Consider the following 19,973-nt stretch of genomic DNA (forward strand, 5'->3'; position numbering starts at 1 on the left):
CACTTTGCGGGCGCTGCGCGCAGTGGTTGCTTCAGCGGTGCGGTGCGGGCGGGGTTCCCACCTCGGAGCCCCCCACGTCCGCTTCGCGGGCACTTTGCGGGCGCTGCGCGCAGTGGTTGCTTCAGCGGTGCGGTGCGGGCGGGGTTCCCACCTCGGAGCCCCCCACGTCCGCTTCGCGGGCACTTCGCGGGCGCTGCGCGCAGCGGTTGCGTCAGCGGCGCGGGGCGTTCCGGGCGCTCGTGCGTAGTGGTTTGCCTCTGGGGCCCCGCGCTGTGGGGCCCCAGAGCGCTGAAGAGCTCAGATCAGGCTGCGGAACTTCGGTGGCAGCTCGTGTGCGGCGGCCGAGTCGAGCAGCCACAGCGTGAGATCCCGGCCGTGCACGCCCGCCGCCGGGATCTGCCGCGGGCCCGCGGAGGCGAGCGCCAGGCCCACCGCGCTCGCCTTGCCCGAGCCGGAGGCGATCAGCCAGATCTCCTGGGCCGTGTTGATCGCGGGCAGGGTGAGCGTGACGCGCACCGGCGGCGGCTTCGGGCTGCCACGCACCGCCGAGACCGGCCGCGTCTCGAAGGTCACCGGGTGCTCCGGGAACACCGAGGCCACGTGGCCGTCCTCGCCGACGCCGAGCAGTACCACGTCGAAGGTCGGCAGCTCCGCGTGCCCGGGGCGGGCCGCCTCGGCCAGCTCCGCGGCGTAGCGTGCGGCCGCCGCCTCGGCGTCGTCGCCGTCGGGGCCGTCCGAGGACGGCATGGGGTGCACGCGGGCCGGATCGAGCTTCAGCGCGTCGAGCAGCGCCGCACGGGCCTGCGTCTCGTTGCGCTCCGGGTCGCCGGCGGGCAGGAACCGCTCGTCGCCCCACCAGAGGTTCACCCGCGACCAGTCCACCGCGTCGCGCGCCGGGCTGTCCCGGATCGCCTGGTAGATCTGCGCCGCGATGCGTCCGCCGGTGAGCACGAGGGTGGCCTCGCCGCGCTCGGCCTGCGCGTCCGTGAGCCGGACGATGAGCCGCGCGGCGGCGGCCTCGGCGAGCAGCTTCGGCTCGGTGTGTACTACTGCCTTGCTTTGGGTCACGATGCCACGGTCTCCTGTAGCGGGGTGTCGGCCGGCTCGGGACGTTCCGCGAGGGCCGGGTCTTTCCAGATGTGCACCCGGGGCGCGGTGTGCTCGTCGAGCTTGCGCTTGCCGGTCGCGGCCGCCAGGGCCGCGGCGTACGGCTGGTCCGGGTCGAGCCGGCGCAGCTCCTCGGCGAGCTCGTCGCCGAGCGGCCGTCGGGTCAGCGGCAGGATCCGGTCCGGCTGGCCGGTGCGCCGCAGCCGGACGATGCCCGCGTTGAGGTCGCGGACCAGGCTCATGGCGTCGCCGTCCTCGAACTCGAGCTCGACCGCCTCCATGATCCTGCTCGTGCCGGTGCGGCGCGCCGGGTGCACGCCGAGGCGCGCCTCCAGCCAGCCGCCCATCAGCAGCGCCGTCGGGTCGTGCTCCGGCGCCACGATCGTCGCCGAGCGCACGCCGACCCGGTTGCCGTCGAACGCCCCGGCCAGCAGGGTGCGCCACGGGGTGATCCGCGACCAGGCGAGGTCGGTGTCGCCGGGCACGTAGTCGTCCGAGCGCACCCGCAGCGCGGCGACCGGATCGTCGGCCTGGGCGCTGTCGGTGATGCGGCGGTCGGCGACGACGCCGAGCGGGTCGTACGCGATGCGATCCGGTGGCGTGCACTGCCACCACGTCACCACCGGCACGTCCGGGGCGAGCAGCGGCATCACGACCGACTCGGCGTGCAGCGCCAGGCGGCCTTGCATGCGCATCACGACCGCCTCGCACGGGCCCAGGCGCCCGCCGACGACGATCTCCGCGTCGAGCCGCGACCGTTGCTGGGTCACGTCGGCGCGCACGATGATGAGCAGCCGGCACGGGTGCGCGGAGGCGGCGATCGTGGCGGCCGCCTCGGCCTCGCGGACCTGCCGCTCGTCGACCACCGAGATCAGCGTCAGCGCCAGGCCGCTGGTCAGCCCGCCGGCGCTGCGCCGCTCGTTGGCGAGCGCCTTGACGACCTCGATGCCGGTGGTGTCCCACAAACCGATCATGTCTATGTTCTCCCTCTATTGGCCGACGCTCTGGGCCCTGTCCACGCCTGTGCGGTGTCAGGCCCGGCGCCAGGCGCGGCCCTCGCGGGCGAGCATCTCGTCGGCGGCCCGGGGACCCCACTCGCCCGCGCGGTACGGCTCAGGCGTCGAGCCCGCCCACGCCGCCTCCAGCGGGTCGATCACGTTCCAGCTCGCCTCGACCTCGGCCGAGTCCGGGAACAGCGTCTTGTCGCCGATGAGCACGTCGAGGATGAGCCGTTCATACGCCTCCGGGCTCGCGTCGGTGAACGCCTCGCCGTATTGGAAGTCCATCGCGATGTCGCGGACCTCCATCGTGGTGCCCGGCACCTTCGAGCCGAACTTCAGCATCACGCCCTCGTCGGGCTGGACCCGGATGACCAGCTGGTTGTGGCCGAGCATCTCCACGTCCGCGTCGTTGAACGGCAGGTGCGGCGCCTTCTTGAACAGCACCGCGAGCTCGGTGACCCGCCGCGGCAGGCGCTTGCCGGCCCGGATGTAGAACGGAACCCCGGCCCAGCGACGGTTCTGGATGCCCAGTTGCACCGCGACGTACGTCTCGGTCCTGGAGTCCGCCGGGACGTCCTTCTCCTCCAGGTACCCCGGCACGCGCTCCCCGGCCACCCAGCCCGTCAGGTACTGCCCGCGAACCGTCTGCGTGGAAACGTCCGCCGGCACCTTGATGGCGTTGAGGACCTTGAGCTTCTCGGTGCGGATGGCGTCGGCGTCGAAGGCCGTCGGCTCCTCCATCGCCACCAGGGCGAGCAGCTGCAGCAGGTGGTTCTGCAGCACGTCACGGGCGGTGCCGACCGTGTCGTAGAAGCCGGCGCGCGTGCCGATGCCGACGTCCTCGGCCATCGTGATCTGCACCGAGTCGACGTAGTTGGAGTTCCACACCGGCTCGAACAGGTTGTTGGCGAAGCGCAGCGCCATGATGTTCTGGACGGTTTCCTTGCCCAGGTAGTGATCGATGCGGAACACGTCCTGCGCGGTGAACGCGTCGTCGACGAGGTCGTTGAGCTGGCGGGCGGAGACCAGGTCGTATCCGAACGGCTTCTCCACCACGACCCGGCGCCACCCGCCGGACTTCGCGTTGTCCGCCATGCCGGTGCGTTCCAACTGCTTGAGCACGACCGGGAAGGCCGACGGCGGGATCGACAGGTAGAACGCGGCGTTGCCGCGGATGCCGGCGTCGTCGTGCAGGTCGTTGAGCGTCTGCGCCAGTTGGTCGAAGGCGGCGTCGTCCTCGAACGAGCCGGGCACGAACTTGATGTTGCTGGCCAGCCTGGACCACACCTCCTCCCGCCACGTCGTGCGGGCGCCGTTCTGGGCCGCCTTGCGGGCCAGGTCCTCGAAGTCCCCGTCACCCCAGTCGCGCCGGGCGAACCCCAACACGGCGAAGCTCGGTGGCAGCAGACCCCGGTTGGCCAGGTCGTAGACGGCCGGGATGAGCTTCTTGCGGGCCAGATCACCGGTGACGCCGAAGATGACCAGCGCGCACGGCTCGGGAATCCGAGGCAGTCGCCGGTCCTGCGGGTCCCGCAGCGGATTGGTCATCAGTTCTCACCCTCCGAGGGCGGCCAACAGTTGTTCGATACCGGTTGCCCGGTCGGTCAGATGGAGCCGCAGCAGCGGTGCCGCACCGCGGCCACCGGCGGCCCGCGCCGCCTGCAACTCCCCGAACGTGTACGGCCGGCCGGGCACCCGCACGTCGCCGGTCACCACGCCGGTGATCTGCAGGGTGGCGCCGAGCCCGGGCCGCGGCGCGGGTGAGCCCCAGCCGAACGTCACGGCGCGCGCGACCCGCCCGGCGAGGGCGTCGCGCACGCCGGCCGCCGCGGCGTCGCCGTCCCGGTCGAGGTAGGCGGCGACGGCCACGTGGCCGCCCGTCGGCACACCGCGCACGAGGGCGTCGATCGCGTCGATCAGGGTCGGGGCGCTCGTCTCGCCGTACACCTCGACGGCCCCCTCGACCAAGGCGGGCGTCCGCGCCGGTGGCCCGGCATCGAGGACGCGCAGCGTGCGCTCGTCGTCGTGCTCTGGACCGGTCTCAGGGCCGGCCGGAAAACCCGCGCCGGCCACCCGGGCGGCCTGTTCCCAGGCGAGCAACTGGGCGCCGAGCGGGCCGTTGACGGACAGGTCGGGGGCGATGCCGCCGCCGGGCATGAGCCCCATGCCGAGCACGCCGCCGACCGTCACGCCGAGCACGTCGGGGCCTTCGTGCCCCCAGGACGAGGGATTCTCCAGCGTCACCGGTACCACCCCGGGCGCGAGGGCCGCGAACAGCCGCTCGATCCACTCGCCGAGCCCGACGATCCCGGTCCCGTCCGGCGCGACGGCGAGCTTGTCCCGCCCCTCGCGCGCGGCCGCGGCGATCGCGTCGCCCAGGGCGATCCCGGGCGCGCGGCCGCCGTCCTGCGAGCCGGGCGTGGGGCGGGCTTCGGAAGCGGTCACGGCCTGCCGGGCCGGCGGGGCCATCGCGAAGCCCGCGGCGGCGTGCACGGCCGGGGGAGGAGGGGTCAGCAGCGCGGCCGCCTCGGCCAGCAGCGTGCCCGTGTCGGCACCGGCCAGGCCGGCCGCTACCAGCGCATATGCGCTCAAGGCCGACTCCGGCGCGGCGCCGGTGCGGAAGATCTCGGCGCCGGTCTCGCGGGCGAGAGTCTCCAGGGGCGAGCCCGGCTCGGTCACCACGACGAAACGCCGGCCCACGTCGTGCAGGCCGGCGTCCTCGAACGCCTGCAGATACGCCCGGCGGTAGGCGTCAGTGTCCACCGGCGGGCCGGAAGCGGCGGCGAGCACCACCACCGTCCGTTCCAGGCGGTCGGCCAGGGCCGAGCGTGCCCGGTGCGGGTCGGCGGCGTCGAGCACCGTCAGCCGCAGGCCGAGGGTGCGGGCGATCGCCGCGGCGGCGGCCGCCGCGGTGCCGGTGGCGCAGAGCACGACGGTGTCCAGGCTCTGCGCGCGCAGCTCGGCGCGCAGAGCATCGATGCGGGCCGCCAGCGCGGCATCCGGCAGCGGGCCGGCGAGCGGACTACGGGCGCCGACCGGGCCCGCCGCCGGGGCGGCGCCGAACACCGTCAGTCCGGCCGCCGCCACGACGTCGTCGAGCAAGTCAGACACCCGCCCACCCCCTGTGTGCTCACAAGAACCCGTGAAACCCCGGACTGGGCGCAGCGGGGCCGATCAGGACGCGGACGCCGAGCCGATCGCCTTCTGCACCGTCTCGATCATCTCCTTGCCCGAGACGCCGAACTTCTCGAGCCCCTCGCGCTCGAGCACCTCGACGACGTCGTCGTAGTCGATGCCGAGGGCGGCCAGCGCGTCCATGACCTGCTGGGCCTCGGCATACCCACCGGTGACGGCGTCCAGGCGCACCTCGCCGTGGTCGGCGAACGCGTGGATCACCGGCTCCGGCATGGTGTTGACCGTGCCGGGGGCGACGAGCTCCTCGACGTAGATGACGTCGCGGTACTCCGGGTTCTTCGTCGAGGTCGAGGCCCACAACGGCCGCTGCGGGTTCGCGCCCGCGTCGGCCAGCGCCTGCCAGCGCGCGGAGGAGAACTTCTCCTCGTAGAGCTTGTAGGCGAGCTTCGCGTTGGCGACGGCCGCCTTGCCCTTCAGCGCCTTGGCCTCGTCCGTGCCGATCTTGTCGAGGCGCTTGTCGTACTCCGTGTCGACGCGCGAGACGAAGAACGACGCCACCGACCCGATCTTGGACAGGTCGTGCCCGTTGGCCTTGGCCTGTTCGAGGCCGGTGAAGAAGGCGTCGATCACGGCCCCGTAGCGCTCGAGCGAGAAGATCAGCGTCACGTTGACGCTGATGCCCTCCGCCAGCGTCGCGGTGATCGCCGGCAGGCCCTCCTTCGTCGCCGGGATCTTGATGAACAGGTTGTCGCGGTCGACGAGCCACCACAGCGCCTTCGCCTCGGCGACGGTGCGAGCGGTGTCGTTCGCCAGCGCCGGGTCGACCTCGATCGACACCCGGCCGTCGATGCCCTTGCTGGCGTCCGCGGCCGGCTTCAGGACGTCACACGCCCAGCGCACGTCGTAGCCCATGATCGAGCGCATCGCCTCGCCGACGGAGCTCTGGCGCAGGGCCAGTTCGCGGACCTGGTCGGCGTAGTCCTCGGCCGCCGTGACGGCCTTGGCGAAGATCGTCGGGTTGGTGGTCACGCCGGCGACGTGCTGCTCACGGCGGAGCTTGTCCAGCCCGCCGGTGTTCAGCCGCTGCCGGGAGAGGTCGTCGAGCCAGATCGCCACACCAGCGGCGGCGAGCTCGGCCAGCCGATCGGAACTCATCGAGGTCTCCTTGGTTATCAGTTGCCGGTGGCGCCGGCGGTGATCTCGTCCGCCTTGGCCAGGGAGGCGTTGGCGGCCGCGACGACCTTGTCGACAGTGAAGCCGAACTGCTCGAGCAGCACCGTGTAGGGGGCGCTCGCGCCGTAGTGCTCGATGCTCACGGCTACGCCGCTGTCGCCGAGCAGCTTGTGCCAGGACATCGCGATGCCGGCCTCGACGGTGACGCGGGCCTTGACGCCCGTCGGCAGGACCTGCTGGCGGTACGCCGCGTCCTGCTCCTCGAACCACTCCTGGCACGGCATCGACACCACCCGCGTCGGGGTGCCGTCGGCCTCGAGCCGCTCCTGCGCCTTGACGGCGAGCTGCACCTCGGAGCCGGTGGCGACGATGATCACCTTCGGCTGGCCGTCGGAGGCGTCCTTGAGGACGTAGCCGCCCTTGGCGACGTTCTCGGCCGGCGCGTAGACGGTGCGGTCCAGCACCGGCAGGTTCTGCCGGGTGAGCGCGAGGGCCACCGGCTGGTCCTGGCGCTCCAGCGCCGCCTTCCACGCCTGCGCGGTCTCGTTGGCGTCGGCGGGGCGCACCACCGCCAGGCCCGGGATCGCCCGCAGCGCCGAGAGGTGCTCGATCGGCTGGTGCGTCGGGCCGTCCTCGCCCAGGCCGATCGAGTCGTGCGTCCACACGTAGACGACCGGCAGCTTCATCAGCGCGGCGAGGCGCGCCGCCGGGCGCATGTAGTCGGAGAAGACGAGGAACGTGCCACCGTACGGCCGGGTCGGGCCGTGCAGCTTGATCCCGTTGAGGATCGCGCCCATGCCGTGCTCGCGAATGCCGAAGTGCAGGGTGCGGCCGTACTCGTGGCCGGGGAAGGCCTTGGTGGAGTACTCGGCCGGCAGGAACGACGGCTCGCCCTCCATCGTGGTGTTGTTGCTCTCGGCCAGGTCGGCCGAGCCGCCCCACAGCTCAGGCAGCACCGCGGCGAGCGCGCCCAGCGTGTCGCCGGACGCCTTGCGGGTCGCGACGCCCTTCTCGCTCGCCGGGAACTCGGGCAGCGCCTTCTCCCAGTGCTCCGGCAGGGCGCCGGCCAGCAGCCGGTCCAGCAGCGCGGCGCGGTCGGCGGCGGTGGACCGCCACTGCGCGAAGGACTTCTCCCACTGCTCGTGCAGGGCCCGGCCGCGCTGGATGGCCGCGCGGGTGTGCGCGAGCACCTCCTCGGTGACCTCGAACGACTGCGCCGGGTCGAAGCCCATGACCTGCTTGGTCGCCGCTACCTCGTCGGCGCCCAGCGCCGAGCCGTGGATCTTGCCGGTGTTCTGCTTCTTCGGCGCCGGCCAGCCGATGATCGTGCGCAGCGCGATGAACGACGGCTTGTCGGTGACGGCCTTCGCCGCCTGGATGGCGTCCCACAGCGCGTGGACGTCCTCGGCGTACACGCCATCGCCCGAGTCGTGGCCCTTGCGCCAGTCGACGACCTGCACGTGGAAGCCGTACGCCTCGTAACGCTTGGCGACGTCCTCGCTCATGGCGACCTTGGTGTCGTCCTCGATCGAGATCTCGTTGTCGTCGTAGATGACGACCAGGTTGCCCAGCTTCTGGTGTCCGGCGAGCGCGCTGACCTCGTGGCTGATGCCCTCCTCGATGTCGCCGTCGGAGCACAGCACGTAGACGTGGTGGTCGAAGAGGCTCTCGCCGAGCGCGGGCTCCGGGTCGAACAGGCCGCGCTCGCGGCGGGCCGCCATCGCCATGCCGACCGCGTTGCCGATGCCCTGGCCAAGCGGGCCGGTGGTGGTCTCCACGCCGGCGGTGTGGCCGTGCTCGGGGTGGCCCGGGGTGAGCGAGCCCCACTGCCGCAGCGACTTCAGGTCGTCCAGGCTCAGCCCGTAGCCGGCCAGGTACAACTGGATGTACAGCGTCAGGCTCGAGTGACCGCAGGAGAGCACGAAGCGGTCGCGGCCGAGCCAGGTGGGGTCGGCCGGATCGTGCCGCATCACCTTCTGGAACAGAAGGTAGGCGGCCGGTGCCAGGCTCATGGCGGTGCCAGGGTGGCCGTTGCCGGCCTTCTCGACGGCGTCCATCGCCAGCACCCGGACCGTGTCGACCGCGCGTCGGTCGACGTCGGACCAGGACAACTCGGGACCCTTGACCTCTTCATCGCTCACGGCGGTGCTGCTCCTGTCGAACGGCGAGGTTGCTTGTTTTCCTCGAAGGGTTATCAGGTCGACCCTACCCATGATCGGGTGGCCGCACGCTCGCCGACCATGTTTCGACCATGTTTCGGACATCGGCGGCACTGTCTGCGGCCACCGTAGTCGATGGTCGCATCGGGCCCGACCGGCCCGATGAGCCGCGGCGGGGGTGAGGACTTCAAGCCTCGGCCGGTTCAGCCTTGCGCGAAATCGACGACCGCCGTCCATCAGCGATCAACCGGATTCGGTACGCCGTGATCCGCGCCACCCCGCGACCGCACACACGGCCGGGGGCGCCGTCCGACCTGCGCCGATCCTGTTCTACGATGCGTCCCAACAGGAGGGGACCGCCGACGCGGTGGGACTCTCGCTCCGCCGCACACACCTCGTCCCGCCGGTCGCAAGGCCTGTCGCCAGGCCAGGGCCGCCGGGAAGCGAGCGCGGCCGACGCCGGAAGGTGGCAACCCAGACGTGACGCAGCTCGTCGACCATGGAGTCGTTGATAAGCGCGCGTCCGAGCCGGTCCGTCCCACGTCGGCGGCAGCCCTGGCCCGGGCACAGCAAGCGCGGGAGGCCGGCCGGCGTGCCGGCGTCGCCGCGGTGGTGAAGGCGTATGTCTCGCTCACCAAGCCGCGCATCGTCGAGCTGCTGCTGATCACCACCGTCCCGGCGATGTTCCTCGCCGCCCGCGGCCTGCCGTCGCTCTGGCTGGTCGTGGTCGTGCTCGTCGGCGGCTCCCTGGCCGCCGGTGCGGCCAACGCGCTGAACTGCTACATCGACCGCGATATCGACCAGGTGATGAAGCGCACGTCGCGGCGCCCGCTGGCCACGCACACCGTGTCGCCGCGCAGCGCGCTGATCTTCGGCCTGACGCTCGCCGTCGTGTCCACGGTGCTCATGGCGACCTTCACCAACCTGCTCGCCACGCTGCTCACCGTCGGCGCGATCGCGTACTACGACCTCGTCTACACGATGTGGTTGAAGCGGACCACCCCGCAGAACACCGTCTGGGGTGGTGCCTGCGGGGCGGCGCCGGTGCTCATCGGCTGGGCCGCGGTCACCGGCGGGCTGTCGTGGCAGGCGTGGGTGCTCTTCGCGGTCGTGTTCCTGTGGCAGCCGCCGCACTTCTACGCGCTGGCCATCAAGTTCAAGGACGACTACGCGCGGGCCGGCATCCCGATGCTGCCCGTGGTGGCGAGCATGCGCCGGGTCGGCCTCGAGACGGTGGTGTACAGCTGGCTCACCGTCGCCGCCTCCATCGCGCTCTGGCCGCTGGGGATGACCCCGGTGTACGGCGTCGTCGCGGTCGTCGTCGGCGCGCTGCTGCTGGTCGAGGCGCACCGGCTGCACGGCCGGGCCCGGCGCGAGGAGCCGCTCAAGCCGATGCGGCTGTTCCACTGGTCGGTGACGTACCTGACGCTGTTGTTCGTCGCGGTAGCCATCGACGCGCTGATCCAGTGATCGCCGGCCCCGCGCTACGACAAGTACCGATGGCCCCAACCGCGTGCGAAATGCGGCTCTAAGCGAAAGTTAAACCAGAAACGCCCGAATTCTTCGCCAAGTTCATCACGGCGTACGGCACGTGAGCCATGTCTCGGATTCCGGCGCGACACGCCATGCGAAAAATCCGGATATTTGCTGACATGGTGGGGCGAATCGACGATCGCCCCTGTAAACCTTTTGGTTACAACGATCACAACCGGCGCGCAGTACACCCGCGGCTTGCTTTAAGTCCCTCTAATGTGGCGCTCATGGCAGATGGTTCCGATACGACGATGACCCTGAGCCGCCCGGTGCCCGGCAGTCTGATCGCCGGCATCAAGTCCTTCGCGGACGACCACGGCGGCGCCAAGGCAGTCATCGAGTACGTCGGCCGGCGCGGTGCCCGCATCGTGCTCGTCGGAGAGGACGGCGTCTGGGGCGACCAGATGGCCGAGGGCACGGACGTGGCGCGCTCCGCCTGCGCGCAGGCCGGAGTCACGATCGAGAACGCCTGGGAGCGCGAGCTGCTGGAGCAGATGCGGCCCAGTAACGACCTGTGGCGCTCCATGGGGCGTCGCACGCTCTCCCGATAGCGCCGAGCCCGCCCTCCGTGGGTATCTTCGCCGGGTGAACCAAGATCGTCATAGCTCGACCTTCGTATCAGCCGCGACCCGGGCCGCCGCCCGGGTCGCTCTCGTTACCTGCGCCGACCTGCCCGACCTCGACGAGGACGACCGGGCGCTCATCCCCGCCCTCGCCGCGCGCGGGATCACCGCCGAGCCGGTCGTCTGGACCGCCGAGGCCGACTGGGCCGCGTACGACCTCGTTGTCGTGCGCAACACCTGGGACTACGCCAGGCGGCGCGAGGAGTTCGTCGCCTGGTCCGCCACGGTGCCCCGCCTGGCCAACCCGGCCGCGGTGATCGAGTGGAACACCGACAAGCGCTACCTGCTCGACCTGTCCGCCGCCGGCGTCCCGATCGTGCCGACCACCTGGGTTCACCCCGGCGACGAGTGGAAGCCCGAGGGCGAGCGCGAGATCGTCATCAAGCCCGCGGTCAGCGTCGGCAGCATCGACACCGGCCGGTACGACCCGCTCACCCAGGCCGGCCTCGCCGTCGCGCACGTGCGGCGCCTGCAGGGCGCCGGCCGCCTGGTGATGATCCAGCCGTACCTCGGCGCCGTCGACACGGCGGGGGAGACCGCGCTGCTCTACTTCGCCGGCGTCTTCAGTCACGCGATCCGTAAGGGCGCGATCCTCACCGGCCCGTACGTGGGCGTGGACAGGCTGTACCAGAACGAGAACATCTCGCCCCGCACCCCGTCGGAGCAGGAGCTCGCGCTCGGCGCGCGCGTGCTCGATGCGCTGCCGGTGCCGGCGAGCGAGCTGCTGTACACGCGCGTCGACCTGCTGCCCTCGCCGGACGGCCCGGTCGTGATCGAGGTGGAGCTGACCGAGCCCTCGCTGTTCTTCGCGCAGGCCCCGGGCTCGGCCGACCGCTTCGCCGCCGCGGTCGAACGGCTCCTGGGATAGCGCGGGCCGGCCCGGAGGCGCCCCGAGGTGGCTGGCAGCGAAGGGGGTGCGCATGCGGTGACGCATAGGCTGGCACGCATGTCCGAGAACCCAGTGCTCCAGCGGGCGGCGGCGCCCGCCGGCATCGAGGCGCCCCTGCTCACCTACTGCGACGACGCCACCGGCGAGCGCACCGAACTGTCCGCGACCGAGCTCGGCGGGTGGGCCGCCCGCGCCGCCGGGCTGCTGCGCGAGGGCTGCGGCCTCGGCGCCGGCGATCGCGCCGCGGTGTTGCTCCCGCCGCACTGGCTCACCGCCGCGGCGCTGCTGGGCGCCTGGTCCGCCGGGATCGCGCTGTCATTCCGGGGCCGGGCGACCGCCGGGCTGCCCGTGCTCGAGGCCGGCGGCGACGGGCCGTTCGACGCGACCTTCGTCGCCGCCGACCGGATCGGCTCGTGGCTGGAGGACATCCCCGCGGCGACCCATCAGTTCGCGTTCTGCACCGGGAGCCCGCCCGAGGGGTACCGCGACTTCCGTGCCGACCTCGCCGCGTACTCGCCGCACGTGCCGGCCTACGGGCGCACCCGCGGCAGCGATGCGGCCAGCGTCGACGGGATCAGCTACGGGCAGTGGGGCACCATCGCCGCCGGTATCGCGGAGCGGCTCGGGCTGCGGGCGGGGGACCGGCTGCTGGTCGACGCCGCCGAGGACGACCACCCGGTCAAGTGGCTGCTCGCGCCGCTGTCCGCGGGGGCCTCGGTCGTGGTGTGCGCCAACGCGACCAAGGAGGCGCTGCGGGCCCGCGCCGGCGCGGAGGGCATCAGCCACACACTCTGAGCCGGCCGGGCCTTCCTGCTGGACGCGGCCCGCGAGACGGCGGCGCAGCCGCGGGCGACGCCGAGGTGCTGCACGGGCAGACCCGCGACGCGGACTCCGCGGCGCGAGCGCCGCTGGTGCTCAGGCCGCCGAGCTGAGCCGCACGTGCCGGCGGCGGCGCAGGCGCACCGACGTCAGCGTCGCCGTCAGGCCGACCAGCAGCAGCGCGCAGCCGGCGCCGTGCGCCAGGCCGTACTCCACGTGCCTCACCATACTGGGACGAACGCCTCGGTGCCGCCCGTCGGTTGGCCAGGTGCCGGCCGGGTCACGACTGCGCGCCCGGCGCCGGCCCGCACTGGCCGGCGCCGGAGCGCCTACAGGAAATCGGTGAATCCCGGCCGGAATCGGTCATCGGGCTTGCCGAATGTGGTGAACGCCAGTCCGCCGCGCGGTTCCACGCCCGGCAGGTGTTCGATCATGCGATCGTGTTCAATGACGCACGCCAATGCCTGTGTTAGATCGGACTCGAGCTGGTGGACCGCCTCTTCGAGGTCCTCCTCCTGTCGTGACCAGTCGATGTCTGCTTCGCGCAGCTGCTGACCGGCCAGCTTCGCAACGGTCTCCGGATCGGTGACCGCAACCTCCAGGCGGCAGTAGATCTGCATGATGAGCGGTTCCGTGTGCCCCATTGCAGAAGGGTTGCACAACAATGATCCGGCGCTCCAGAAAGTGCAGATGAATTTACCTCCTGGCAATGCTGGCGTGTGAGAGGTTGGTGATGATCCGGTGGATGCGGCCCGATCGGGCCGGTTGCGCTGACAGCATCGGGCCGTGCCCTCTACGCTGCCGACGCATCCGCTCGCCGTACTGCCGCTGAAGCTCTGGCGCCCCCGCTGGTTCGACGGGGTGGCCCTCGCCACCGGGGCGTGCGCGCCCGACTACGCCTACGCCCTCGACGGCATCGGCGTGCGCATCCACAGCCACACCGTCGCGGCGGTGCTGTGGTGGAGCCTGCCCTGCGCGGTGGCGACCGCGTGGCTCATCCGCCGCGGCGCGCCCGTCGTCGCCGCGCACCTGCCCGGCAGGCTGCGCGAGTACGGCGTGCTCGGCCGGGTCCGCCACGCCTGGTACGTCACCGCGCTGTCCGCCGTGCTCGGCGCCGTCAGCCACCTGCTGTGGGACCTCGTCACGCACCCGGGCCCGGTGGCGGCGTGGTGGCCGATCCGCCAGGCCAGCGACGGTGCCGCGCTCGTGCTGATGCCGCTGTTGCTGTGGTACTGCGGCCGTCGCCACCTGCTGCGCCAGTGGCACGGCGACCCGCCGCCGGTGTCACGGCGCCCGGTCCTCTTCTGGAGCGTCACGGCCGCCGTCACCGCCGCCGGCGTGCTGCTCACGTGGGCCCTCGGCGACCACGGCCTGGCCTGGCCGTGGCTCGGCTCCCCCCAGCACGTGCACGTGCTCGGTGTCCGGCTCATCGCGGCGGGCACCGTCGGGCCGCTGGCCGGAGCCCTCGCCGTACAGTCGGCCAATGTTGTTGCAGACCGAACGGCTGCTGCTGCGCCGGTTCCGCGCCGATGACGCGCCCGCCCTGGCCGCCTACCGCTCGGACCCGGACGTCGCCCGATACCAGTCCTGGGACGCCCCGTTCCCGCGCAGCGCCGCCGTCGCGTTCGTCGAGGGGCTGGCCGGCAGCGACCCGGGGGCGGAGGGCTGGTTCCAGTACGCCATCGAGCGCCGCGACGACGGCGTGCTGGTCGGCGACGTCGGGGTCAACCGCCACGACGCCGGCCGCCAGGCGGAGATCGGCTTCACGCTCGCGCCGGCATCGCAGGGTCGCGGGTACGGCGCGGAGGCCGTTCGGCGGGTCGTGGCGCACCTGCTGGTCACCGACGGGCTGCACCGGGTGCACGCCTCGCTCGACGCGCGCAACGCCCGCTCGGCCCGGCTGCTGGAGCGGTGCGGGTTCCGGCGCGAGGGTCTGGAGCTACAGAGCTGCTGGTGGAAGGGGGAGTGGACCGACGACCTGCGCTACGCCGTGCTGGCCAGCGAGTGGTCCCGGTCCTCGGAGCCGGCCTGAGCCCGGCCCCGCGTCACCGCGGCCATGAGGTTGAGCGTCGCGGTCCAGACCAGGCAGGAGCCCAGCATGTGCAGGATCACGACGGGCCAGGGCAGGCCGGTGAAGTACTGCACGAAGCCCACCACGCCCTGCGCGAGCTCGACCGCGACGAGGATCGCCGCCGCACGGGTGACCCGCAGCGGCGCGCCGAGCGCGCGCAGCCCGAACCACATCGCCACCGAGAGCCCGACGAGCACGAACACGACGTCGGCGTGCAACTGCGACATCGCCTCCGGGTCGAAGCCGGTGCGGCTGGCCGTGGTGTCGCCCGAGTGCGGCCCGCTGCCCGTGACCACGGTCCCCATCACCAGCACCGCGGCCGACACCGCCGTGATCACCGCCGCGGCCGAGCGCATCGCCCGCGGTGCCCTCCAGGCGGGCCGCTCCGGCCGGGTGCGGTCCCAGAACAGGAACGCCACCGCGATGAGCGCCATGGAGAGCAGGAAGTGCGCCGCCACCGTCCACGGGTTGAGCGCCATGCGCACCGTGATCCCGCCGAGCACGCCCTGCGCGGCGATGCCGGCGAGCACCCACAGGGCACCGCGCAACGCCCCGCGCGAGCGGGCCCGCTGCCGCCATGCCGCGGCGAGCGCGACGAGCGCGAAGACGCTGAGCACGAACGTGAGCGTCCGGTTGCCGAACTCGATGACGCCGTGGTAGCCCATCTCGGCCGTGGTCACGTATGACTCGTCGGTGCACCGCGGCCAGGTCGGGCAGCCCAGCCCCGAACCGGTGAGCCGCACGAGCCCGCCGGTGCACACGATGCCGATGTTGGCCACGAGCAACGCGAGCGCGGCGCGGCGCAGCGTCGCCGGCCGGTCGAGCCACTCGTTCACCCTGCTCACGATTCGCCCCACGGCGGCGATACTACGCGAGGCTACATATCGCCCTCGGGCCGGGCGCTCGCGCGAGACGGCCGTTCCCCGGGTCGAGTGCCTGGTGCGGGCCGGTTTGGTTAGGGTTACCTTCCGTGCGGTGGATCACCCGGGCGGCGGTTTGCCCGTGCTCGGTGAATTACGTAACGTTGGTGTTGTGAAAAACGCCGACGCCATGCTCAGTGCGGCGGCGCAGCGTGCGCAGGTGCGAACGGCACCCGTGCCGCACGACGTTGCCGAGACGTGCCCTCCGTCGGCCGCGCTGGACGTCCGCACCCGCGACCGCGTGACCGAGCTGCTGCTGCAGGAGGGCTCCGCGACCGCGACCGAGCTGGGCCACGCCCTCGGGCTGAGCCCGGCCGGCGTGCGCCGCCACCTCGACGCCATGCTCGCCGAGGGCCTCGTGGAGAGTCGCGAGCGTCCCGAGCGCGGCCGGCGCGGCCGGGGGCGGCCGGCGCGCGTGTTCACGCTGACCGCGGCCGCGCGGGAGACGCTGCCGCACACCTATGACGGCCTCGCCACCGCCGCCCTGCACTGGATCGCCGACCACGGCGGGCCGGCCGAGGTCGCCGCCTTCGCCGCCGCGCAGGTCGCGGGGCTGGAGGAGCGCTGCCGGGCGGCCATGGCCGAGGCCGGCGTGGACCCGCTCGCGCGGGCCGAGGCCCTCGCCCGGGCGCTGACCGCAGAGGGCTACGCTGCCGGCGCGACGACGATCGCGACCGGCGGGCAGCTGTGTCAGCACCACTGCCCGGTGGCCCACGTCGCCGCGGAATTCTCCCAGCTGTGCGAGGCCGAGACCGAGGTGATCTCGCGGCTCGTCGGCACGCACGTCCAGCGGCTCGCCACCATCGCCAACGGCGACGGCATATGCACCACCCACATTCCGGCCCCGGTACAGCCCGGAGCCCGTCCCGATAGGCAAAGGATCGTGAGATGACGACTGCCGAGCAGCTTGCCGGTCTCGGCCGGTATGAGTATGGCTGGGCCGACTCCGACACGGCAGGGGCCTCGGCGCGCCGGGGCCTGAACGAGGACGTCGTGCGCGACATCTCGGCGAAGAAGAACGAGCCGCAGTGGATGCTCGACCTGCGGCTCAAGGGCCTGCGCCTGTTCGGCCGCAAGCCCATGCCGGCGTGGGGTGCCGACCTGTCGCACATCGACTTCGACAACATCAAGTACTTCGTCCGCTCCACCGAGAAGCAGGCAGCGAGCTGGGAAGAGCTGCCCGAGGACATCAAGAACACGTATGACAAGCTGGGCATCCCCGAGGCCGAGAAGCAGCGGCTGATCGCGGGTGTCGCCGCGCAGTACGAGTCCGAGGTCGTCTACCACAAGATCCGCGAGGACCTCGAGGAGCAGGGCGTCGTCTTCCTGGACACCGACACGGCGCTCAAGGAGCACGAGGAGCTCTTCAAGGAGTACTTCGGCACCGTGATCCCGGTCGGGGACAACAAGTTCGCCGCGCTCAACACCTCGGTCTGGTCCGGCGGCAGCTTCATCTACGTGCCGAAGGGCGTGCACGTGGAGATCCCGCTGCAGGCGTACTTCCGGATCAACACCGAGAACATGGGCCAGTTCGAGCGGACCCTGATCATCGTCGACGAGGGCGCCTACGTGCACTACGTCGAGGGCTGCACCGCGCCGATCTACTCGTCCGACTCGCTGCACTCCGCGGTCGTCGAGATCATCGTGAAGAAGAACGCCCGCTGCCGGTACACCACCATCCAGAACTGGTCGACCAACGTGTACAACCTGGTCACCAAGCGCGCCGTCTGCCAGGAGGGCGCGACCATGGAGTGGATCGACGGCAACCTCGGCTCCAAGGTCACGATGAAGTACCCGGCCGTCTACATGGTCGGCGAGCACGCCAAGGGCGAGGTGCTGAGCGTCGCGATGGCCGGCGAGGGCCAGCACCAGGACGCGGGCGCGAAGATGGTGCACAGCGCGCCGCACACCTCCTCGACGATCGTGTCGAAGTCGATCGCCCGCGGTGGCGGCCGCACCTCGTACCGCGGCCTTGTGCAGGTGCTGGAGGGCTCGCACCACTCGAAGTCGACGGTCAAGTGCGACGCGCTGCTGGTGGACACGATCTCCCGCTCGGACACCTACCCCTACGTCGACATCCGCGAGGACGACGTGTCGATGGGGCACGAGGCGACCGTGTCGAAGATCAGCGACGACCAGCTGTTCTACCTCATGTCGCGTGGCCTCACCGAGGACGAGGCGATGGCGATGATCGTGCGCGGCTTCATCGAGCCGATCGCCAAGGAACTGCCCATGGAGTACGCGTTGGAGCTCAACCGGCTCATCGAGCTGCAGATGGAGGGCGCGGTCGGATGAGCGCTCCCGCCAACGGCCAGGTACTGGTCCCACCGAAGACCCGCGCCCAGCAGGTCCGTTCGTTCGACGTCGAGGACTTCCCGGCGCTCACCGGCCGTGAGGAGGAGTGGCGGTTCACGCCGCTCAAGCGCCTGCGCGGGCTGGCCGCGGCGACGTCGGGCCCCGGCGCTCCCGCGCCGAAGGTGCTGGCCGGCGAGCTGCCGGCCGGCGTCGAGGTCACGATGGTCGAGCGCGGCGACCCGCGGGTCGGCTCGGCGCTGACCCCGTTCGACCGGATCAGCGCGCTGGCCGCCGGCGCGGCCGCGGAGGCGTTGGTCGTCTCGGTCGCCAGCGGCGCGGTCCTCGACGCACCGGCCCAGGTGCGGCTGTCCGGCTCGACGAGCGAGCTGGCCTACGGCCACACGGTCGTACAGATCGGGCAGTTCGCCGAGGCGACCGTGGTGATCGAGCAGGTCGGCACGGTAACCCTCGCCGACAACGTCGAGGTGCTCGTCGGCGACGGCGCCCAGCTCACCCTCGTCACCGTGACCGACTGGGACCCCGAGGCGGTGCAGGCGCAGCACCTGCGGTTCCGGCTGGGCCGCGACGCGAAGGTCACCCACATCCAGGTCACCCTCGGCGGCGACCTGGTGCGGCAGTACACCAGCGTCGACTACGCCGGCCGCGGCGGTGAGATCGACGCGTACGGGCTGTATTTCGCCGACGCCGGCCAGCACCTGGAGCACCGGCTGCTGGTCGACCACTCGGTGCCCGACTGCCGCAGCTACGTCGCCTACCGCGGCGCGCTGCAGGGCGACGGCGCGCACACCGTGTGGGTCGGCGACGTGCTGATCCGGGCCGAGGCCACGGGCACCGACACGTACGAGATCAACCGGAACCTGGTCCTGACCGACGGGGCGCGCGCCGACTCGGTGCCCAACCTGGAGATCGAGACCGGCGAGGTCGCCGGCGCCGGGCACGCCAGCGCCACTGGCCGCTTCGACGACGAGCAGCTGTTCTACCTCATGTCCCGGGGCATCCCGGACGATCAGGCCCGCAAGCTGGTCGTGCGCGGCTTCTTCCACGAGCTGCTGCACAAGATCCCGGTCGAGGAGCTGCGCGACCGCCTGGGCGCGGCGATCGAGGCGCGGCTGGAGGAAGCCGGAGCATGATCCGAGTCTGTGCCGCGGCCGACGTGGCGAAGGGCGAGGCTGTGCAGGTCACGGTCGAGGAGACCGAGATCGCACTGGTGCACGCCGACGACGACAACTTCTACGCCGTCTACGACGAGTGCTCGCACGCCGCGGTCGCGCTGTCGGAGGGCGAGGTCGATGGCTGCACCCTGGAGTGCTGGCTGCACGGCTCGCGCTTCGACCTGCGCACCGGCGAGCCCACCGGCCTGCCGGCCACCGAGCCGGTCCCGGTCTACCCCGTCGAGGTCCGCGACGGCGACGTGTACATCGACCTGAACCCGAGTAACGGAGTCACGAAGTGAGCGAACTTTCGATCAGCAACCTGCAGGTCTCGGTGAAGCTGCCCGACGGTGAGCTCAAGCCGATCCTCGCTGGCGTGGACCTCACCGTCCGCGCGGGGGAGACCCACGCCATCATGGGGCCGAACGGCTCCGGCAAGTCCACCCTCGCCTACTCGATCGCCGGGCACCCGCGGTACGAGGTGACCGGCGGCGCGGTGACCCTCGACGGCCAGGACGTCCTCGCGATGAGCGTCGACGAGCGCGCCCGGGCCGGGCTCTTCCTCGCCATGCAGTACCCGGTCGAGGTCCCCGGCGTCTCGGTGGCCAACTTCCTGCGCACCGCGAAGACGGCCATCGACGGCCAGGCGCCCAAGCTGCGCACCTGGGCCGGCGAGCTGCGCGGCGCCATGGAGAAGCTGCAGATGGACCCGGCGTTCGCCCAGCGCAACGTCAACGAGGGCTTCTCCGGCGGCGAGAAGAAGCGTCACGAGATCATGCAGCTGGAGCTGCTCAAGCCGAAGATCGCGGTGCTCGACGAGACCGACTCCGGCTTGGACATCGACGCGCTGCGCATCGTCAGCGAGGGCGTCAACCGGGTCCGCGAGCAGGGCGACACCGGACTGTTGCTGATCACGCACTACACGCGAATCCTCCGGTACATCAAGCCGGACTTCGTCCACGTGTTCGTCGGCGGGCGGATCGTGGAGGCGGGCGGGCCCGAGCTCGCCGAGGAGCTCGAGAACACCGGGTACGAGCGCTACCTCGCCGGCGCCGGCCCGGCATCGATCGCATAGG

Annotated in this window: 19 protein-coding genes; 11 read left to right on the forward strand and 8 right to left on the reverse strand. The window is 71.8% G+C overall.

Annotated features, from left to right (window positions below):
- Positions 1-297: 297 nt before the first annotated feature.
- From pgl to tkt, 6 genes are all read right to left on the reverse strand, one after another.
- On the reverse strand, positions 298-1,068 hold the full coding sequence (gene pgl / locus AB0367_RS09350) for a 6-phosphogluconolactonase (RefSeq protein ID WP_366225737.1): 771 nt from the start codon (positions 1,066-1,068) through the stop codon (positions 298-300).
- Positions 1,065-2,081, reverse strand: a complete 1,017-nt coding sequence (locus tag AB0367_RS09355; protein ID WP_366225738.1) for a glucose-6-phosphate dehydrogenase assembly protein OpcA — start codon at positions 2,079-2,081, stop codon at positions 1,065-1,067. The genes pgl and AB0367_RS09355 overlap by 4 nt, the downstream gene beginning before the upstream one ends.
- A 57-nt stretch (positions 2,082-2,138) precedes the next feature.
- On the reverse strand, positions 2,139-3,656 hold the full coding sequence (gene zwf, locus AB0367_RS09360) for a glucose-6-phosphate dehydrogenase (RefSeq protein ID WP_366225739.1): 1,518 nt from the start codon (positions 3,654-3,656) through the stop codon (positions 2,139-2,141).
- A gap of 6 nt (positions 3,657-3,662) precedes the next feature.
- Positions 3,663-5,219 (reverse strand): glucose-6-phosphate isomerase, encoded by a 1,557-nt coding sequence (locus AB0367_RS09365; RefSeq protein ID WP_366225740.1) that lies wholly within the window; start codon positions 5,217-5,219, stop codon positions 3,663-3,665.
- Between the two features lie 63 nt (positions 5,220-5,282).
- Positions 5,283-6,398 carry a transaldolase gene (gene tal / locus AB0367_RS09370; RefSeq protein ID WP_366225741.1) on the reverse strand — a complete coding sequence of 372 codons (1,116 nt, stop codon included), beginning with the start codon at positions 6,396-6,398 and terminating at the stop codon, positions 5,283-5,285.
- A 17-nt stretch (positions 6,399-6,415) separates the two neighbouring features.
- A complete protein-coding gene (gene tkt / locus AB0367_RS09375) occupies positions 6,416-8,557 on the reverse strand; it encodes a transketolase (RefSeq protein WP_366225742.1) in 2,142 nt (713 codons plus the stop codon).
- A 573-nt stretch (positions 8,558-9,130) separates the two neighbouring features.
- On the opposite strand from tkt, the gene AB0367_RS09380 reads away from it, so the two are divergent.
- From AB0367_RS09380 to AB0367_RS09395, 4 genes are all read left to right on the forward strand, one after another.
- Positions 9,131-10,045, forward strand: coding sequence for a heme o synthase (locus tag AB0367_RS09380; protein ID WP_366226036.1), 915 nt, complete (start codon positions 9,131-9,133; stop codon positions 10,043-10,045).
- Between the two features lie 290 nt (positions 10,046-10,335).
- Complete coding sequence (locus tag AB0367_RS09385; protein WP_366225743.1) at positions 10,336-10,659, forward strand: hypothetical protein; 324 nt, start codon at positions 10,336-10,338, stop codon at positions 10,657-10,659.
- A 34-nt stretch (positions 10,660-10,693) separates the two neighbouring features.
- Positions 10,694-11,599, forward strand: coding sequence for a hypothetical protein (locus AB0367_RS09390; protein ID WP_366225744.1), 906 nt, complete (start codon positions 10,694-10,696; stop codon positions 11,597-11,599).
- A 78-nt stretch (positions 11,600-11,677) separates the two neighbouring features.
- Positions 11,678-12,415, forward strand: coding sequence for a TIGR03089 family protein (locus AB0367_RS09395; RefSeq protein WP_366225745.1), 738 nt, complete (start codon positions 11,678-11,680; stop codon positions 12,413-12,415).
- 353 nt (positions 12,416-12,768) lie between these two features.
- On the opposite strand, the gene AB0367_RS09400 is transcribed toward AB0367_RS09395, so the two are convergent.
- On the reverse strand, positions 12,769-13,083 hold the full coding sequence (locus AB0367_RS09400; protein ID WP_366225746.1) for a hypothetical protein: 315 nt from the start codon (positions 13,081-13,083) through the stop codon (positions 12,769-12,771).
- Positions 13,084-13,225: 142 nt separating this feature from the next.
- On the opposite strand from AB0367_RS09400, the gene AB0367_RS09405 reads away from it, so the two are divergent.
- Both AB0367_RS09405 and AB0367_RS09410 read left to right on the forward strand, forming a co-directional pair.
- Positions 13,226-13,972, forward strand: coding sequence for a DUF4184 family protein (locus tag AB0367_RS09405; protein ID WP_366225747.1), 747 nt, complete (start codon positions 13,226-13,228; stop codon positions 13,970-13,972).
- Positions 13,923-14,471, forward strand: coding sequence for a GNAT family protein (locus AB0367_RS09410; RefSeq protein ID WP_366225748.1), 549 nt, complete (start codon positions 13,923-13,925; stop codon positions 14,469-14,471). The genes AB0367_RS09405 and AB0367_RS09410 overlap by 50 nt, the downstream gene beginning before the upstream one ends.
- Here AB0367_RS09410 and AB0367_RS09415 read toward each other — a convergent pair.
- The gene (locus AB0367_RS09415; RefSeq protein ID WP_366225749.1) at positions 14,423-15,367 is read right to left on the reverse strand and encodes a COX15/CtaA family protein; all 945 of its coding nucleotides are present in this window, start codon (positions 15,365-15,367) and stop codon (positions 14,423-14,425) included. The two genes, AB0367_RS09410 and AB0367_RS09415, sit on opposite strands and share 49 nt — an antisense overlap.
- A gap of 175 nt (positions 15,368-15,542) precedes the next feature.
- Between AB0367_RS09415 and AB0367_RS09420 the strand changes: the two genes are divergently transcribed.
- Genes AB0367_RS09420 through sufC form a run of 5 tightly spaced genes read left to right on the forward strand, consistent with a single transcriptional unit; the run spans position 15,543 to position 19,972 of the window.
- Positions 15,543-16,322, forward strand: a complete 780-nt coding sequence (locus tag AB0367_RS09420) for an ArsR family transcriptional regulator (RefSeq protein ID WP_366225750.1) — start codon at positions 15,543-15,545, stop codon at positions 16,320-16,322.
- Entirely contained in the window at positions 16,319-17,725 is a 1,407-nt protein-coding gene (sufB, locus tag AB0367_RS09425; protein WP_366225751.1) for a Fe-S cluster assembly protein SufB, read from the forward strand. The genes AB0367_RS09420 and sufB overlap by 4 nt, the downstream gene beginning before the upstream one ends.
- The gene (sufD, locus tag AB0367_RS09430; RefSeq protein WP_366225752.1) at positions 17,722-18,876 is read left to right on the forward strand and encodes a Fe-S cluster assembly protein SufD; all 1,155 of its coding nucleotides are present in this window, start codon (positions 17,722-17,724) and stop codon (positions 18,874-18,876) included. Before sufB ends, sufD begins: the two co-directional genes overlap by 4 nt.
- Positions 18,873-19,199: a bifunctional 3-phenylpropionate/cinnamic acid dioxygenase ferredoxin subunit gene (locus AB0367_RS09435; protein WP_366225753.1), complete on the forward strand. Its 327-nt coding sequence runs from the start codon at positions 18,873-18,875 to the stop codon at positions 19,197-19,199. Before sufD ends, AB0367_RS09435 begins: the two co-directional genes overlap by 4 nt.
- Complete coding sequence (gene sufC, locus AB0367_RS09440) at positions 19,196-19,972, forward strand: Fe-S cluster assembly ATPase SufC (RefSeq protein WP_366225754.1); 777 nt, start codon at positions 19,196-19,198, stop codon at positions 19,970-19,972. The genes AB0367_RS09435 and sufC overlap by 4 nt, the downstream gene beginning before the upstream one ends.
- The last annotated feature ends 1 nt before the right edge of the window (position 19,973 follow it).

It is taken from the genome of Dactylosporangium sp. NPDC051484 (assembly GCF_040689395.1).
Classification (GTDB): domain Bacteria; phylum Actinomycetota; class Actinomycetes; order Mycobacteriales; family Micromonosporaceae; genus Dactylosporangium.

Bases quoted from the DNA above. Each gene is read 5' to 3' on its own strand.
- AB0367_RS09395 (WP_366225745.1), top strand. From the start codon at position 11,678: ATGTCCGAGAACCCAGTGCTCCAGCGGGCGGCGGCGCCCGCCGGCATC.
- AB0367_RS09385 (WP_366225743.1), top strand. From the start codon at position 10,336: ATGGCAGATGGTTCCGATACGACGATGACCCTGAGCCGCCCGGTGCCC.
- sufB (WP_366225751.1), top strand. From the start codon at position 16,319: ATGACGACTGCCGAGCAGCTTGCCGGTCTCGGCCGGTATGAGTATGGC.
- AB0367_RS09355 (WP_366225738.1), bottom strand. From the start codon at position 2,081: ATGATCGGTTTGTGGGACACCACCGGCATCGAGGTCGTCAAGGCGCTC.
- AB0367_RS09400 (WP_366225746.1), bottom strand. From the start codon at position 13,083: ATGGGGCACACGGAACCGCTCATCATGCAGATCTACTGCCGCCTGGAG.
- sufD (WP_366225752.1), top strand. From the start codon at position 17,722: ATGAGCGCTCCCGCCAACGGCCAGGTACTGGTCCCACCGAAGACCCGC.
- tal (WP_366225741.1), bottom strand. From the start codon at position 6,398: ATGAGTTCCGATCGGCTGGCCGAGCTCGCCGCCGCTGGTGTGGCGATC.
- AB0367_RS09435 (WP_366225753.1), top strand. From the start codon at position 18,873: ATGATCCGAGTCTGTGCCGCGGCCGACGTGGCGAAGGGCGAGGCTGTG.
- AB0367_RS09410 (WP_366225748.1), top strand. From the start codon at position 13,923: ATGTTGTTGCAGACCGAACGGCTGCTGCTGCGCCGGTTCCGCGCCGAT.
- zwf (WP_366225739.1), bottom strand. From the start codon at position 3,656: ATGACCAATCCGCTGCGGGACCCGCAGGACCGGCGACTGCCTCGGATT.